The organism is Spirosoma lacussanchae (assembly GCF_005870035.1).
In the GTDB taxonomy this organism is placed as follows: domain Bacteria; phylum Bacteroidota; class Bacteroidia; order Cytophagales; family Spirosomataceae; genus Spirosoma; species Spirosoma lacussanchae.
In genome coordinates this window covers 2,107,414-2,123,111 of record NZ_SWJG01000001.1, presented here as the reverse complement: position 1 = coordinate 2,123,111, position 15,698 = coordinate 2,107,414, and the positions used below count along the sequence as shown (strand labels likewise).

The 15,698-nt window shown below is 53.5% G+C and carries 12 protein-coding genes; 3 read left to right on the top strand and 9 right to left on the bottom strand.

Annotated elements, in window-relative coordinates; all coding sequences use genetic code 11:
* Positions 1-27: 27 nt before the first annotated feature.
* The 7 genes from FBR45_RS08815 to FBR45_RS26805 all read right to left on the bottom strand — a co-directional run bounded on the left by FBR45_RS08815 (position 28) and on the right by FBR45_RS26805 (position 7,877).
* Positions 28-591 carry a hypothetical protein gene (locus FBR45_RS08815; RefSeq protein ID WP_246082161.1) on the bottom strand — a complete coding sequence of 188 codons (564 nt, stop codon included), beginning with the start codon at positions 589-591 and terminating at the stop codon, positions 28-30.
* A 67-nt stretch (positions 592-658) separates the two neighbouring features.
* Positions 659-3,049 (bottom strand): TonB-dependent receptor, encoded by a 2,391-nt coding sequence (locus FBR45_RS08810; protein ID WP_246082160.1) that lies wholly within the window; start codon positions 3,047-3,049, stop codon positions 659-661.
* 134 nt (positions 3,050-3,183) lie between these two features.
* Positions 3,184-4,218: a DNA polymerase III subunit delta gene (holA, locus tag FBR45_RS08805; protein WP_138501206.1), complete on the bottom strand. Its 1,035-nt coding sequence runs from the start codon at positions 4,216-4,218 to the stop codon at positions 3,184-3,186.
* A 148-nt stretch (positions 4,219-4,366) separates the two neighbouring features.
* Entirely contained in the window at positions 4,367-4,972 is a 606-nt protein-coding gene (locus FBR45_RS08800) for an acyl carrier protein phosphodiesterase (protein ID WP_138501204.1), read from the bottom strand.
* The gene (locus FBR45_RS08795; protein ID WP_138501202.1) at positions 4,969-5,490 is read right to left on the bottom strand and encodes a deoxycytidylate deaminase; all 522 of its coding nucleotides are present in this window, start codon (positions 5,488-5,490) and stop codon (positions 4,969-4,971) included. Before FBR45_RS08795 ends, FBR45_RS08800 begins: the two co-directional genes overlap by 4 nt.
* 408 nt (positions 5,491-5,898) lie before the next feature.
* Positions 5,899-7,065, bottom strand: coding sequence for a KUP/HAK/KT family potassium transporter (locus tag FBR45_RS26810; RefSeq protein WP_317128608.1), 1,167 nt, complete (start codon positions 7,063-7,065; stop codon positions 5,899-5,901).
* Between the two features lie 38 nt (positions 7,066-7,103).
* A complete protein-coding gene (locus FBR45_RS26805) occupies positions 7,104-7,877 on the bottom strand; it encodes a KUP/HAK/KT family potassium transporter (protein WP_317128607.1) in 774 nt (257 codons plus the stop codon).
* A 549-nt stretch (positions 7,878-8,426) separates the two neighbouring features.
* Here FBR45_RS26805 and FBR45_RS08785 point away from each other — a divergent pair.
* Entirely contained in the window at positions 8,427-11,630 is a 3,204-nt protein-coding gene (locus FBR45_RS08785) for a TonB-dependent receptor (RefSeq protein WP_138501200.1), read from the top strand.
* A 146-nt stretch (positions 11,631-11,776) separates the two neighbouring features.
* Complete coding sequence (locus FBR45_RS08780) at positions 11,777-12,634, top strand: glycerophosphodiester phosphodiesterase (RefSeq protein WP_138501198.1); 858 nt, start codon at positions 11,777-11,779, stop codon at positions 12,632-12,634.
* Positions 12,635-12,924: 290 nt separating this feature from the next.
* Here FBR45_RS08780 and FBR45_RS08775 read toward each other — a convergent pair whose 3' ends face one another.
* Entirely contained in the window at positions 12,925-14,253 is a 1,329-nt protein-coding gene (locus FBR45_RS08775; RefSeq protein WP_138501196.1) for an ABC1 kinase family protein, read from the bottom strand.
* Between the two features lie 77 nt (positions 14,254-14,330).
* Complete coding sequence (locus tag FBR45_RS08770) at positions 14,331-15,011, bottom strand: TetR/AcrR family transcriptional regulator (RefSeq protein WP_138501194.1); 681 nt, start codon at positions 15,009-15,011, stop codon at positions 14,331-14,333.
* 149 nt (positions 15,012-15,160) lie between these two features.
* Between FBR45_RS08770 and FBR45_RS08765 the strand changes: the two genes are divergently transcribed.
* A complete protein-coding gene (locus tag FBR45_RS08765; RefSeq protein WP_138501192.1) occupies positions 15,161-15,697 on the top strand; it encodes a hypothetical protein in 537 nt (178 codons plus the stop codon).
* Position 15,698 lies beyond the last annotated feature (1 nt).

Here is a 15,698-nt window from a genome sequence, read left to right as displayed (position 1 = left end):
GCTGTTAACAGGAGTCGTACATATGGCTTACTGGATGGTGACCGAGAAGTCGGTATCCAGATCGGACGAACCTGGCTGCGAAGTGCCGTTCTTTACGTTAGGCTGGTGCCGCAACACGACCTTTAGTTTTCCACTGCCGGTAGCCCCGGTTCGTATCTGCGTGGCTAGCCCAATCGGATAAGGCCCAGGCGCGGGGTTGGTATCCCGATCGGTAGCCGTTACGGTCACGGATGCAGGCGAGCCCGTAGTCGGTGTGAACGTATACACCACAAGGTGTTCATTGGCCTCTTCTGCCACTTCGGCCGACACGTCAAGCGTGGGCGTTTTTGTTTTGTCGAGCAGGGATAGAACACCCGTGTAGGTTGTATTAGGCCGAAGCGTCAGGGTGGCTCGGCTGAAATCAGCGTTTGTATTTAGGTTTTCGACCGTTGCGGTCACGGTTTGAACGGGGGTAGTCTGGCTGGTGAGCGTCAGTGTAGCCGTGGTGATCGCTTCGTTATCGTCGGTTGGGGTCGGGTTTTCTTCATCATTGTTACAGGCAGCAACCAACAGAGCCATGGGTAACAGGAAGAGCAGCGATTGACGGAACATTTTCATTGGTAGTTAACAATTTATGTGAAACATCAGGTTGAAAAAGCATACCATAGAGCCGAAGTGACTAACTACGCCCAAAGGCTAAAGGCAGTCTAAGCTTAAGCCAGATGGCCCGGCCCGGCTCGTCGGTGAAGTAGCGAAACCGATCCAGATAGTCGCGGTAAGCCCGGTTCAGCAGATTGGTTCCGGTTAAAATGACACCCAGCGATTGGGTGCCTATCCGATACGTAAAGCCCATTTCGGCCCCAAACAGGGTATAGGCAGGCGGGGGTGGAGCAAAATCGCCGGTAAAAATGAGCTGCCCTCCCTCCTGCCGCTGCGATACCGCCGGCGCTCGGTTTTGCCGGGCTACATACTGGCTGCTGACACTGACGTACATACCCGAGAACCGGTTGGCATCCTTTAGCTCGTAGCGCAGGCTGTTGTCGGTTCGGTTCGGTGGAATGTACACCAGATACTCATGCGCGCCCCGGGTAGCCGGGTCCGTTGAACGGGCGTAGGCTAGCAGCAACGACGTTTTCGAGGTAAGCGTCAGACGATCAATGAGTTTATATCGGATCGTTACATCTACCCCCCGGAAGGTTGCCTGTACGGCCGTGTAGGTATACGCTGGAAAGGCCCCCCGCTGCCGGACAATTGGTACGGAGTCAGGCTTCAAATAAATGAAGTTGTCGATCCGGTTGTTATACAGCCCCAGATCCAGGTAAAGTCGTTTACCGGTATATTCCAGGGAGAACGTGGCGTTGTAGGCCTGCTCGGCCTGAAGGTTGGGGTTACCCCGCTCGTAGGCCACGGCGCTCTGGTGTAAGCCGTTCGAGTACAGATCGTTGACGTTGGGAGCCCGCCAGGCCGTGCTGAGATTACCTGCCAGCGATAGCCGCGGGTTCAGCTGGTACGTGGCGCCGACCGAGCCGCTACCATTCTGCCACTGACGGGTTGTGTTGGTAACGGTACTGGTTTGCTCGTTGAGGAAGAAGGCACGTAACCAGCGGTAGTCGTACCGCACGCCGGCCTCCAGGGTCCAGCGGTCGTTCGCGTAGCGCTCAATGGCGAACAGACCGGCGCCGTAGTTTCGGTAGTTTGGAATCAGAAACAGAAACTGCCGAACGTTGCCCTGGGTGATTCCGTTAAAACCGGCACTGCCCGACAGGGTACCTCCGTTGGCCAACTTAACGGGCTTCTGCTCCCAGATCAGATCGGCGGTCTGGCTAACCAGCTTCAGGTATAGTTCAGGGTCGGTAGCCCGGCTGAAGGACAGAAAATCGTATTCGCGCCGGATGTTCTGCTGCCGGGCGTAGGTGAATGTCAGCGCACCCCATCGGTCGGACCGCGCAAACGTCCGAAACTTCAGCAGTTCGTGCTGAACCTGCTGGTATGGTCGGCTCAGGTCGTACGAAAAGCCAGGCTGGCGTAAGGGCTCGGGGCGGGCTATAGCCGCGTAAAAATCGGACAGACTGCCCACCTGTGCGCCCGTGAACAAGCCTACTTTGGTGGTAAAAAGACTGTAATACAGGTCAGTCCCCACGGTATTTCCGCTCGGTAGATTTCGGATATAGCTTAGTTGACCCGAACCGTTGGTCTCATGGTAACTGCTGTTTTCGAGGTAATAGTTGGGCGTACGAGCGTATCCTACCCGTTTTATGGTTCCCTGCACCCGCCAGCTCAACCCGTTGAGTTTGCCTCCAAAAGCCTGCTCAATAAACCCCGACAGGGTACCCTGCCGACCATTTGTGCCCCCAACGGCATTCAGTTCAGCCCCCAAGCCAGGTTTGACGGGCATGGGTCGGGGCTCGACCAGAATAACCCCACCAATGGCGTCGGAACCGTATCGTATGCTGGCCGCTCCTTTAATGACCGTTATGCGGGATGCCAGGAACGGATCAATCTGTGGAGCGTGTTCACTACCCCACTGTTGATCTTCCTGACGAATGCCGTTATTCAGGGTTATGATCCGGTTGCTGTATAAACCATGAATAACCGGCTTTGCAATGGAGGGGCCTGTCTGCACCGTATACAAACCTGGTAACGTTTTGAGGCTCTCGCCCAACGACTGACCGCGGGTGGCTTCCAGCGCGTTTCCGCTCAGTGAAGTTTGGACCTGAAGCAATTGCTGCGCTTCGGATCGGTACTCGGTCACAACAACTTCCTGTAGTGTGCGGCTATCCGGAGCAAGCTGTACCGTCGGGAGCGTTGTAAGCGTATCCGCCCCGATCGTTATCCGCTGCTCCAGCCTCTGATAACTGACAAACTGATAATCGACCGTATACTGACCGGCACAGACGGCGGCCAACCGAAACATTCCGTTTGTATCGGCTACAGCACCGGTGCCCAGCTCACGAATATAGACCGTGGCCCCCGGAAGCGGCTGGTGGCTAGCCTGGTCCAGAATGCGCCCACTCAAAACAGCCGTGCAGGACGTCTGTGCCTGAGCCAGGGATACCGTACATACCCCCATCAGTACACTTACAATTCGACTTACTGTCCGCCCTACCCTCATCTGTTATTGAAACTGGCAGGCGTAAGGCTGAATACTACTCACCCTTACTCCTGCAACATAGTTGCAAATATAACAGATAAAGCGAGTGATTGTTAGTGCAGCACCGTAAATACGAGTTCCCGGAGAATATCGCCTTCGGTAAGGGTGGGCGCGTCGATTCCTTTACTCTGCGCATCAGCCCGCCGGATGGCGTGTATAATGTCTGCCACTTTAGCCAGCGGGAATGTACGGGCTGCCGACAGATAGTCTTTTACGAAGAACGGATTAACCCCCAGCACCGAGGCCAGCCCTTTCTCCGACTGGTCGGGTGAGGCCTGTACCAGTACTACTTTGCTGAAATAGCCAAACAGCTGCGCCAGAATAACAACCAGTGGATTGTCCTTCGGGTTGCGAGCAAAGTAATCGACAATCCGGTTGGCCTTTACGACGTCGCGCTGCACGAGAGCCTTCTGCAGTTCGAAAACGTTGTATTCTTTACTGATACCCACCAGCCGCTCTACCGTTGCCGCTGAGATCTCCTCGCCAACGTGCAGATTGATGAGTATTTTATCGATTTCGCTGGCGAGTCGCTTGAGGTCGTTACCAATGTGATCGGCCAGTAACTGACAGGCTTTCGGGCTTACTTTCGTACCCTGCTCCCGGCAGTATTCCCCGATCCAGTCGGGCACTTTGTTGTCGTACAGCTTCTTGACCCCTAGCAGCTTTCCCTTGGTCCCGAACGCTTTCACCCACGACTTCCGCTCGTCGAGCCCCGGTTTTCCGTCCTCTTTGGTATAGCACAGCATCAGAATCGTACTGGCCAGCGGATTGAGCGCGTAATCTTCCAGCAGGGTCTGCGCCGATTTATCGCCAATACCGGCCATCTGCTGGGCTTCTTTGACAAGTACCAGCTGGCGTTCGGCCATAAAGGGGTAGCGCCGGGCGTAGTTAATCACAGCGCCTACATCGGTATCCTTCCCAAAAAGCACGAATTGATTGAACCCACGCTCGGCCACCGGTACGACTACCTTTTCGAGTTCTTCAGCAATTCGGTCAATGTAATAGGGCTCGTCGCCATGAATGAGGTAAACAGGAGCAATCCGCTTGTTGCGAATATCTTTCAGGAGGGTATCAACAGCAGCAATCAAGACGTACCAGGAGATTATACAGGCGGAGTCGCGGGCAGAACAAAGGCCAGCCTCCCCTACGGCATATGCCGATGGTGGACAACAAAAGTAACGATTTTCGGGCTTTGCCAGCCCGTTAATCCGTTTGGACTACGAACGCCAGGTCGGCTCAGCTCGTTTCGGCCAGCAGCCTTTTGACCCGCCCAACCTCGGCCGTCAACTGCGGCCAGTAGTGCAGAAACCGGGTTTCGATCTCAACGTAATACGTTTGCAGGTCTTCGACAGCCGTTTCTAGGCCCGACGGAAACGCCGTTCGGCGCGAAATACCCGTCAGCGACCGGTTGATGCCGTCAAGGGTCTGGTAATGCGTCAGCCAGTCGTGTCGAATCATGGCGTCGAGCATCCGCAGAGCGGTAGTCGGAAAATTGGTCGTGTGCCGAAGCAGCGTCTGGTAAAAATCAGTCGTGAATTCGGGCAGCGACTGGCCCGTAAGTTCCTGGAAATGCACCGCCAGAAAATGATCAAAAAAAACGTCGACAGCCGCCCCGGCGTATTTATGACAGCGTGGATGCAGGATATCGCGCACGGCGGCAACGTCGGCATGGGTATCTGTAAACAGGTCGATAGCCCGATGCAGGCGAACCCCCGCTATCTCGCCTGGCAGTAGATGGTGCCGGAGCCCGGCCGGATCACCCTTGATAAAATCGCCAATAAAGTTGCCAACGATAAGTCCCGTGTCCTGACCCGACAAGTAGGCATGTGCCAGAATATTCATAATACGGACTCTGAGACCGCTTTTTTAGGAATGGGCGGCTCAGACTGGAGGTCAAATCCCGGACTTGGCACGTAACGCTCAACCGTAACACCGAATCGGCGCAAAAAGTCGACTCCTTCGTCCGAGCCGATGCCTTTGTATTCGGCATAGGAATGCAGGAAAACGACCCTTGCTATTTTCATGCTGTAAATAATGCGGGCGCAGGCAATACAGGGCGAAAGGGTCACGTAGATTGTGGCACCTTCAACTTCGGATCCGTTCTTGGCTGCGTACAGAATGGCATTTTCTTCGGCATGCAACGCCAGCGAACACGAGCCTTTCGAGTCGCGGGGGCAACCCGTTTCGGGAAACTCGTCGTCGCAGTTATGGGTACCGGCGGGGGGGCCGTTGTATCCGATGGATATGATGCGGGTATCGCGGGTCAGTACGGCTCCGACCTGGGCTTTGATGCAATGAGAACGCTTAGCCAGGTTAACGGCCAGCTCCATGAAAATATCGTCGAAACGGGGGCGAGACATGAATAATGTATAATGCGAATGACAACCAGATGACAGAGTCGAACCGCCTACCAAATCAGGCTTTATAGCAATTTAGGCGTTTTCAACAATCTAATGCGTAATGGCGACGGTTTTCTGTCTGTCCAACGATGCGAGCCCTACTTTAGTCTGCGTTGAATCAAAGCCGGTACCCGCATTCAGAAATAAGCCATCTCCTCATAAGTCGGCAGCCCCTAGCTTCTGGCAGAGCAACTCAAACAAGGAGTCGATATCAAACAAATCGCTAAGGTCGTCAGATTTAAGCAAGAGGCAAGATGGGCGGACAAAACGGCTTTTTGCTCCCTGTAAACGCAAGATATATTAACTCAAAACCTATCCAATATCCGGGGTGTTCTGGTGTCAAAATCATCCCCGATGGTCAGGAGCTTGTTAGGTGCTGGTTGGCGAGTCGACCCGACGCAACCGGACAAATTCAGCAGGTTTGACGATCAGGGGCACCTGCTCAGTAGCTACGTTCTGGGTGTCTAGTCCATATGCTCGCTCATCGGCTACGCTAATGCTTTTCAAGGCGAAGTAGCTGTTCATGATAAACGTATCGAGTGAATCGAGATCGTTATCATAGGACAAAAAACGATTGATAACGATAAAGCGAAAGTCACCGATGGCGTTGGCATTTACGTGCAGTGGCTGGTAATTGGGCCGAAGCGTAATTTCTCGGCAACGCACTAGCTCCTCAACAACTTTGCGGAATAACAAGTTGATGCGGGGCTGTACCCGGAACCCCAGCCGGAAGGTTATACGAACCACTTCTTCTGGCTCTAAAATATCTAAGCTATACTCGGTCGTATACGGTTCGTCCATTAAGTCAACGTGGATTAGCCAGTACACATCAGCGCGCTTAGGCTGACCTTCCAGCACAGAACTGATAATACTCTCTTCCACCTGCGCTGGCTGATCTGATGCAGTCAGGTAAACAAGATTCGTGGCGTATTTCGGTACGGCCTCGTCGTTGCTGAGCTGTTTTAGGATGGGCAGATGATCGCGTAGGCTGACGTAGCGGGTTAGTCGGCGTTTGATGCGACTGCCGTAGTACCACACCAGCATCACCGCAGTCATGATGAAACCCAGCAGGAGTGACACCCAGCCACCATGGGTAAACTTTCGCAGGTTGGCTACCAGAAATGCGCTCTCGATAATCAGAAAAACCAGCAGCAGCGCCCCTACCCAGAGGAGGCTGACGTGACGGCTGTAAAGGTACATAGCCAGCAGTACGGTTGTCATCAGCATTGTTAGATTGACCGACAGTCCAAAAGCCGCTTCCATGTTTTTTGATTCGCGAAAGTACAGTACGACCGCAAAACAGCCTGCCATCAGCAGCCAGTTGAACGCCGGTATGTACACCTGCCCCCGCGCATCGGAAGGAAAAACAATCCGTAGCTTAGGCAACAGCGTCAGTCGGAAAGCTTCCGACACCAATGTGAACGTGCCACTAATCAGCGCCTGAGAGGCAATAATTGTTGCCAGTGTGGCAATACCGATACTAGGTAACATAAACCAGTCGGGTACTAATCCGAAAAACGGGCTTTGATTACCCAATGGCTGACCAGTATGGTCGAGCAGCCAGGCTGCCTGTCCTAAATACAGGCTGCCTGTCCTAAATAGCAGAGTATTAGACAAAGTTTGACATAAACCCAGGACACCTGCACATTTCGCCGACCCACATGGCCCATGTCGGAATAAAGCGCTTCAGCACCTGTTGAGCAGAGAAACACCCCACCCAGCAGCCAGAAACCTTCAGGATAGTGGACAATCAATTCGTAGGCATAGTAGGGATTGAGGGCGCGAACAACCGCAGGATTCTGGACAATGTGCACCACTCCTAACAGGCCAATCATTGTAAACCAGACGGTCATGATCGGCCCGAAGGCTTTACCCAGCCGGTTTGTGCCAGCCTGCTGCACCAGAAACAACCCCAACAGAACCGCCAGTACGATCGGGACAGTAGGCAGGTCAGGATAAATCGGCAACAACCCTTCAATAGCCGACGATACCGAAATGGGTGGGGTGATGATGCTATCAGCAATGAGAAAGCTCCCCCCCGCGATAGCGGGAAACAGGAGCCATCTGGCGTATCGCCTGATTAGGGCGTAAAGCGAAAAAATCCCACCCTCCCCATTATTGTCGGCTCGTAAGGTAATCAGCACGTATTTTAGAGTGGTCTGAAATGTCAACGTCCAGAAAATGGCCGATGCCCCTCCCAGCGCCAGGGTTTCAGTCACACTTCGGTCTTCAATTATGGCGCGGTACGTGTAAAGTGGCGATGTACCGATATCACCAAAAACAATACCGACCGCTACCAGTAAACCTGCAGTTGTCAGTTTGTCTAAATGTTGGGTAGACTTTGTCATGACATAAACGAATACTGAACCTACGGATGATCGGTTGTTGACGAGCTCGATTCTGGGACTCCGCAAGAATAGGACAGGCAATTGAAAATAAAAAGCAACAGTGTTTGTTACGGCACAATCCAATCCAATTTGGCTGTTACGCAGCAAAAAAATACACCTAAAATAGCCAGCTAAGCTCGTGCCACTGGCAGGTCCATTGCGTCCAAGAGCCTTAAAGTTGCTTATTAAAGGTGGGTCTGGTGCTCCCGCGCCATAATTACATCCCCGTAACTGCACATACACATCCAGCCGGGTGGCTACCCTCACGATGTTGCTCTGATCACCACTATGCCGTTTAGCATTCCACCAAAAACTCTGGTAAACAGGGAATTTTGTCGGGATCAATGGTAAGGCCAGCCTCGTACCCTCCGGGCACTTACTACACAGCAGGTTACACTGTTTTTATTTTGTATTAAGTACCAGACACAATAGTTATGATTTCTTAATTTATAAGTAACACCCACATAACGCACATCGCGTCTCTTTGCGGCAGGAAATACACCTGTCACTATGAACCGTTCATTATTCACATTCATCCTCCTGCTGTTGCTAACCGCCGTGGGCATTGGCAACATAACCGCGCAAACTACACAAACGTCTATCGCTGGAACTGTACTCGAAAATGGCAAAACGCCCCTGCCGGGAGCCACGGTTGTTGTGCGCAACGAAGCAACGGGTTTCTCCGTCGGTACCGTCACCAACGCTAAAGGCGAGTACCTGTTCAAAGAACTACCCCTCGGCGGCCCCTACACCGTCCGGGCTACTTTTGTCGGCTACGGCGAACAGCGGCTAACGGGCTACATGCTGAATCAGGGCGATTTGGTTCGTATCAACCTCGACATGAAAGAAGGCGGTCAGGACCTGGCCGTGGTCGATGTAGTCGCTTCGGGGTTGAAAAACAAAATTGAGAACTTTGGCGCGGCCACGGACGTATCGGCCCGGGCCATCGCTACGCTGCCTGTGAATGGCCGGAACTTCACAACGCTAACAGATCTGTCGCCACTGGCGGGCCGGGGCGGCAACCTGTCAGGACAACTGGGTTCTTCGACCAACTTCACCATCGACGGCACGACGGCCAAAAACCCCACCTCGGCAGGTGCCTCGAACAGCCGCAGCGGTGGCCCATACACCATCTCGCTCGAAGCCGTACGGGAGTTCAAGGTGATTACGAACCAGTACGACGTGGTCTACGGCCGCGCCGGGGGCGGTATTGTGAGTGCCGTTACCAAAGCCGGTACCAACCAGCTTACGGGTAGCGTATTCAACTACACACGCGCCAACCAGCTGGCCAGTCGATTCGATATTCGGGGGAACCGCCGGGACGTTCGGTTTTCAACAAATCAGTTTGGCTTCGCGCTGGGCGGGCCGATTATTAAAGACAAACTGCATTACTATGCCGTTTATGAACGGCAAATCGACTCGCGGCCGCTGTTTATCGCCGATATTCAGTCACCCGCCGATGAGTTGCGTTTCAACGTGACTACTGCTACGCTCGATCGGTACGTGAACATTGCCCGCACCCGTTATGGCGTGGCCAATACTCCGCAATACGGGCAGTTTGACCGGGTGCGCAATTCCAGCACAGGTTTTCTGCGGCTCGACTGGCAGATTGACAGCAAAAACCTGCTGACCGTTCGGAACAACTTCACCACCGACCGCAATAAGCTGGGTTTGATCGATAATACGGCCATCAATATCTTGGAATCGACCGGCAACGACTTTAACTGGGACAATAGCCTGCTGGCCACCCTACGTTCGTCGGTTAGTCCGCGTATTACGAACGAATTGAAGTTACAGCACCTTCACACCTACCAGTTGAGTAGCCCCGGCGATCAGTTGCCCGAACGCAACATTCCGCGTAACATTGTCGAAAACGTGCAATCGACGATTGGCGGAGCCACCCGCGCCACCAACATTCAGACGGGCGGTCACCGCTTTGCGCAGGAAGGATTCACCAACAACGTGGTGCAACTCATCAACAACCTGTATTACAATACCGACAGAGCGCAGTTTACCTTCGGCGTAGACCTGATGTACACCAATGCCCGTTCGGTATATGGCAGCGAAGTAAACGGACGTTTCCACTACACCAACGACGCAACCGGCTCGGCCCTCGACAACTTCGACCGGCTACGGCCCTACCGCTACTTCCGCGAAGTGCCGCTCAAAGATGACTGGAGTGTGCGCGGGAGCATCTGGAACGCAGGTGTTTATGGCCAGATGGCGACCAAACTCGCGCCCGGCCTCGATATGACCGCCGGCCTGCGTTTCGATTACGCCCACTTCCCCAAAGCTTCGCTAAATCAGGCAGTGTTACAGGATCTGGGCCTGCGAACCGACAACCGCCTGCGGACGTTCATTGCTCAGCCACGGTTGCAGTTTACCTGGGATGTGAATGAGCAGCGTCGTGACATTATCCGGCTGGGCGCGGGCGTGTTTGCCTCGGACATCAACAATTACATGCTCATCAATAACCTGACTTTCGATGGCTCGAACCTGGCCACCGTTGATGTGCGCGGGGCTGATGTGCCAGCACCAAATTTTGCGGCATACCGGCAGGATTACAGCAGCATTCCGACGCTGGCGCAGTTTCAGTTGCCAACCATCAACCTGACCGGGGCCGATGCCCGCGTACCCGTACTTTACAAAGCCAACGTGTCATACACGCGCTTCATCAACGACCGCCTGAAGGTGAGCCTGTCTGGCTTTATGTCGCTGGCCCGCAACAACTACACCTACGTGGACCGCAACATGCCCACCGAGCCTTTCTTCCGGCTCTCGAACGAAGGCAACCGGGGCGTGTTTGTGCCGCTGAACCGGATGCCTGCCAATGGCGCGGCCAACTGGCTCGACGGGCGCATCAGCAACCGCCTGGGTCGAGTGCTGGAGCTAACGAGCGATGGCCGGGTGAATCAGTTTGCGGCTGTGGTAGACGCTACGTACCGCTACTTCCGTGACGGTGAAATTTCGGCAAGTTATACCTGGAGCGATGTGCGCGACAACACCTCCTACAACGGTAACGTAGCGAACACCGCCACGCTGGTGCAACCCGTGGTCGACGACCCCCGCAACCTGACCCGCATGACCTATTCCGACAACCAGTTCCGGCACAAGGTCGTGGTGTATGGCACGCTGCCCACGTTCTGGGGCATCACGGTGGGCGTTCGCTATTCAGGACTGGGCGGTACGCGCTACACCCTGCTGTCGGGCGTGAACAGCAATGGTGACTTTGTAGCGGGTCAGAACGACCTGGCGTTTATCTTCGACCGCAACAGCGCCGAAGTTCCCGAAAACATCCGTACGGGCCTGCAAAACCTGCTTAACAGCCCCGATGCCAGTCAAAGTCTAAAAGACTATATCACGACGTATTCGGGTCAGTTTGCCCCCCGGAACGGCGGCATCAATGCCTTTTACGGCATCTTTGACATCCGGGCAGCCAAGCGGTTCCGTATTTACAAAAACCACAACATCGAGTTTTCGGCCGATATTTTCAACTTTGCCAACATGCTCAAACGCGACTGGGGTGTAAACAAGTCACTGGGTTCGCAGGCTCTCTACGCACCCAATGGCCGAGCGGCCACAGCTACCTCGCCAGCCGTACCAAATTTCGACGTAGCCAACGCGCGCTACAACTACCGCGTCAACGCAACCGGCATTCCCAACCCTACCAACGATCCTTTCCAGGTACAGGTGGGTGCGCGATATAATTTTTAGTGGGTAGCCCTTCGCGCGTCATTAGTCATTGGCTGTTTAAACTTCTCTAGTCATTAATTACCGGCAGGTATAGTAACTTGAAAATGAACAATGTCCAATGATGCGCGAAGGGCCCATCACCAATGACGGCCAAGCCCAAATAACTGATGATAAAATTCTTCATTTTTCTCCTTTCCCCAATTCTTACGTTCGCCCAGCCCAGGCTCGACCGCCAAGGTCACCGGGGGTGCCGGGGTCTTATGCCTGAAAACACGGTTGCGGCCATGAAAAAGGCCCTCGACCTCGGCGTAACCACACTCGAACTCGACATCGTCATCTCGAAGGACAAGCAGGTGGTCGTTTCGCATGATACCTACATGGTGTCTGACATTGCTACCAAACCCGACGGTTCGCCTGTAACAAAGGCCGAAGAAAAGTCGCTGAACCTGTACCAGATGACCTACGATGAGATTAAACGCTACGACGTGGGTCGCAAGCCGCACCCGCTCTTTCCGCAACAGAAGAAACAGGCCGCCTACAAACCGCTGCTTGGTGAGTTGATTGATTCGGTGGAGGTGTATGCCCGGGCGAAGGGGATGCCGCAGCCGCGCTACAACATCGAAATCAAATGCAATCCACAAACCGACGGCATCTATCACCCGGCCCCGGCCGAGTTTGTGAAGCTGGCGATGGACGTGATTAACAGCCGGAAGCTGAGTAACCGATTCAATATTCAGTCGTTCGATGTGCGGCCGCTGCAGCTGCTGCATGAGCAACACCCCAATGTGGTACTAGCCTACCTGACGGCTAACCCCAAAACGCTGGCTGAGAACCTGCAAACGCTGGGTTTCAAACCGGCTATCTACAGCCCCTACTACAAAACCGTTACCGCCGAGGTAGTGAAAGCCTGCCACGAGCAGGGCCTGAAGATAATTCCCTGGACAGTAAACACCAAGGCTGAAATCGACGCGCTGACGGGCTTAGGCGTGGATGGCATCATTACGGATTACCCGAATTTATTTTGAGTCGACCGGCAAAAATACCTGTCATTCCAAAAGCCAGCGCCTTGAAAAACGCTAGCTTTTTGTACCTATCGTGTGACCTGCCCTCTGGAAGTTAATAGACCCTGCCTAAACCTCGGGGACAACCAGGCTTTGCTTGCTGCTCCGGTAGTTCTTTCGTCTACTGACGATATTAGCAAGACCCATCTGTAAGAATAAACTTATCTGGATAACCTCTTTTCGTTATTAAGCATCGCCCATAACAACAAAGTCGCCAACGAACAGTCAGCGACCTTTTCCCGGAGCCGTCAGCTTTATACCGATGCGACCTGCTGCGACCGCAGCCATTCCGGTTTTGTAGTCCGGACGCGAGCTCTCAACTCGTTCAGCATGGCGTACAGGCCATAGTAGGTCCGGTTCACATACAGACCGTCCTGCGAGCCACGGACCACTTTTGACGAACGAAGCTCTTCAAGTTTCGATAGTTCGTCGGCAAAGGCATATACTTTGTTGAAGTACGCATCATCACCAAAATCGAACTCGTCGACGGCGAAAGGCGCGCCCAGCATCTCGATCATCTGCACAAACAGATCTGAGAAAAACCGGCGGTCTTTGGGTGAATCCTGTGCCACGAGAAACTCCAGATTGGTAAAGATCTGCTCGGTCAGCGCCTGATCCTTGATGGTATCGGGGTTGATCAGCCGGAAATAGTTATCGTAGTAATAATCCGGGATAACCTTTACGCAGCCAAAGTCGATCACTCCCAGAGTGCCATCGGCCCGCATCAGGAAATTGCCGGGATGTGGATCGGCATGCACCTGCCGAAGGGTATGAATCTGGTGATCGTAAAAATCCCACAGCAGCTGGCCAATACGATCTCTGACTTCCTGCGATGGGTTTGTTGCTAAAAACTCTTTAAGATGTTGCCCGTCGAGCCAGTCCATGGTCAAAATCCGCTTGCTCGATAACTCGGGGTAATAGGTCGGAAATACCAGTCCATCGATGTGCGCGCAGGCTTCTGAAATTTCGATGCTCCGTCGCAGCTCCAGGTCATAGTCCGTTTCTTCGAGGAGTTTGCTCTCGACCTCGCCCATGTACCGGTCAATCTGTCGCTCATCAAGGTTGAGCAGCCGAACGGCCAGCGGTTTGGCAATTTTGAGATCGGAGCTGACCGAATCGGCCACACCCGGATACTGAACCTTTACGGCCAGTTTTCTGCCCTCTTTCCAGGCCTGGTGGACCTGACCAATACTGGCGGCATTGACCGAGTTGATATCGAACTTGTCGAATAATTCATTGGGCGATTTGCCAAAATAGGTCCGGAAGGTCTTCACCACCAGTGGGCCCGATAAAGGGGGAGCCGAGTACTGGGCCATGGTGAACTTATCAGAATAAGCCACCGGCAGCAGGCCCCGGTCCATACTCAGCATCTGCGCCATTTTTAGGGCCGATCCTTTCAGTTCACTGAGCGCGTCATAGATGTCGGCCGCATTATCCTTGTGCAGCTCCTCTTTCGACAGCTCCGGATCGAGTAGTTTTTTGCTGTAATGCTTAATGTAATTGCCACCGACCTTCACGCCTGCTTTTACAAACTGACTAGCGCGGGCAACTTTGGTCGTGGGAACGGAGTTCTGAGTTTTCATGCGCTCAAAGAGCGAAAACATGAACAAGCAAAAGAGTCCTGCCAAACAGGCCCTCTTCACCTCGCCCACCCCTTCACTCATTTATTTTGATAGATAAACTTAGCAAAATCGAATAGGGTATCCAGTGGAGAGCGGCCAATCAGGTCGAAAGCGGTGTTAACGGCTTTCTCAATGGCGGTATCGGTTTTTTCGAAATTCCGGCTTACGTCGCGGACCCAAAAGTCGAGTAGAAAGAGCGTCTGTGACCAGAGCGCGTTGGGGTACCGATCCGTCACAAACGGACGAGGCTCCACTTCCTTGCTTTCACGCCCCTCGGCCAGCAGGTCACGGGCGTAGTCAAAGAAGGCTTCGCGAAACGGCTGCAGTACACGGCTGCTGGTCTTTAGCTGGCCGGTACGCATGCGGGCTTTGGCAATCGGCGATGCGGCCGCGCCTTCTTCCCGCAACCGGGTATAGCTGTAGGTGACAAAACTACGCTGTGCTTTCAGCAGCTCGATCCAGGTGTAGTAAAAGGCCAGCAGTTTTTCCCGAACCGAGTAGCCCTGATAGGTGTCATCAGCCTCAACAGTAGCCTTTGCATCCTGAAAAAACGCCAGCCAAACGTCGGCTTCAATGGCGTCGAACGATGCGTAAAAGTTGTAAAAATCGGCTTCGGCCAGTTTCAGTTTTTTAGCAAACTGGAAGACGGAGGTGGGTTGTTTTCCGTTTTCAAGAACGTACTCGGTGTACGCCTTACGGATTTTTTCTAGCGTTTCCATATACTTGGCTAACGGTCTGTACGACTGAAAAGTTTTACGATAACGGGGCCGTATTTTAACTCATCTTTAGTCCGTTTCTGATGCGTTCAGCCTAATTTTTACCGTACTTCGCACTCTCATTTCGGTAAGAACTAAACTGCAATCGATCTATGAACCTAAAGGCACGTTTTTTTATCGGCCTGATAGCCCTGAACTGCCTCTTCATTAGTGCCAGCTATGGTCAGTATTATCCTGGTGGTGGTTATGGCATGGGACGGGGTGGTATGGGACGGGGGATGACACCCCAGGCCAGTGGCCCCTCGCGCCCCCAGATTCCGAATATTGCGGGCGATATAGCCAATAAGGAGACCAAGTGGCTGAAAGAGAATCTGGGACTCGACAAAGAACAGGCCAAGGCCGTCAAGAAGCTCAACAATGAATACGCCGATATTCAGCAGGACGCCATCAAGGATATTGTTGGCACGGGTACTCAGCCGACCGCAGACACCCGGAAGCAGATTCAGGACATGATGCTGATGCTGAACGAGGAGAAGGAAGATAAGCTCAAAGGCTTACTGACGCCCGAACAGTGGACAACCTATCAGGCTAAAAAAGAATCGATGCAGAAAGAGGTGGGCGGTTTCCGGCCACCGGCCCCTAAAGGCACAGCCGCCCGGCCCGACTCTATCGGTTCGCCCAGGCAGTAAG

Bases quoted from the DNA above. Each gene is read 5' to 3' on its own strand.
- FBR45_RS08810 (WP_246082160.1), bottom strand. From the start codon at position 3,049: ATGGGGGTATGTACGGTATCCCTGGCTCAGGCACAGACGTCCTGCACG.
- FBR45_RS08770 (WP_138501194.1), bottom strand. From the start codon at position 15,011: ATGGAAACGCTAGAAAAAATCCGTAAGGCGTACACCGAGTACGTTCTT.
- FBR45_RS08785 (WP_138501200.1), top strand. From the start codon at position 8,427: ATGAACCGTTCATTATTCACATTCATCCTCCTGCTGTTGCTAACCGCC.
- FBR45_RS08775 (WP_138501196.1), bottom strand. From the start codon at position 14,253: ATGAAAACTCAGAACTCCGTTCCCACGACCAAAGTTGCCCGCGCTAGT.
- FBR45_RS08815 (WP_246082161.1), bottom strand. From the start codon at position 591: ATGTTCCGTCAATCGCTGCTCTTCCTGTTACCCATGGCTCTGTTGGTT.
- FBR45_RS26805 (WP_317128607.1), bottom strand. From the start codon at position 7,877: ATGACAAAGTCTACCCAACATTTAGACAAACTGACAACTGCAGGTTTA.
- FBR45_RS08795 (WP_138501202.1), bottom strand. From the start codon at position 5,490: ATGTCTCGCCCCCGTTTCGACGATATTTTCATGGAGCTGGCCGTTAAC.
- FBR45_RS08765 (WP_138501192.1), top strand. From the start codon at position 15,161: ATGAACCTAAAGGCACGTTTTTTTATCGGCCTGATAGCCCTGAACTGC.
- FBR45_RS08780 (WP_138501198.1), top strand. From the start codon at position 11,777: ATGATAAAATTCTTCATTTTTCTCCTTTCCCCAATTCTTACGTTCGCC.
- FBR45_RS08800 (WP_138501204.1), bottom strand. From the start codon at position 4,972: ATGAATATTCTGGCACATGCCTACTTGTCGGGTCAGGACACGGGACTT.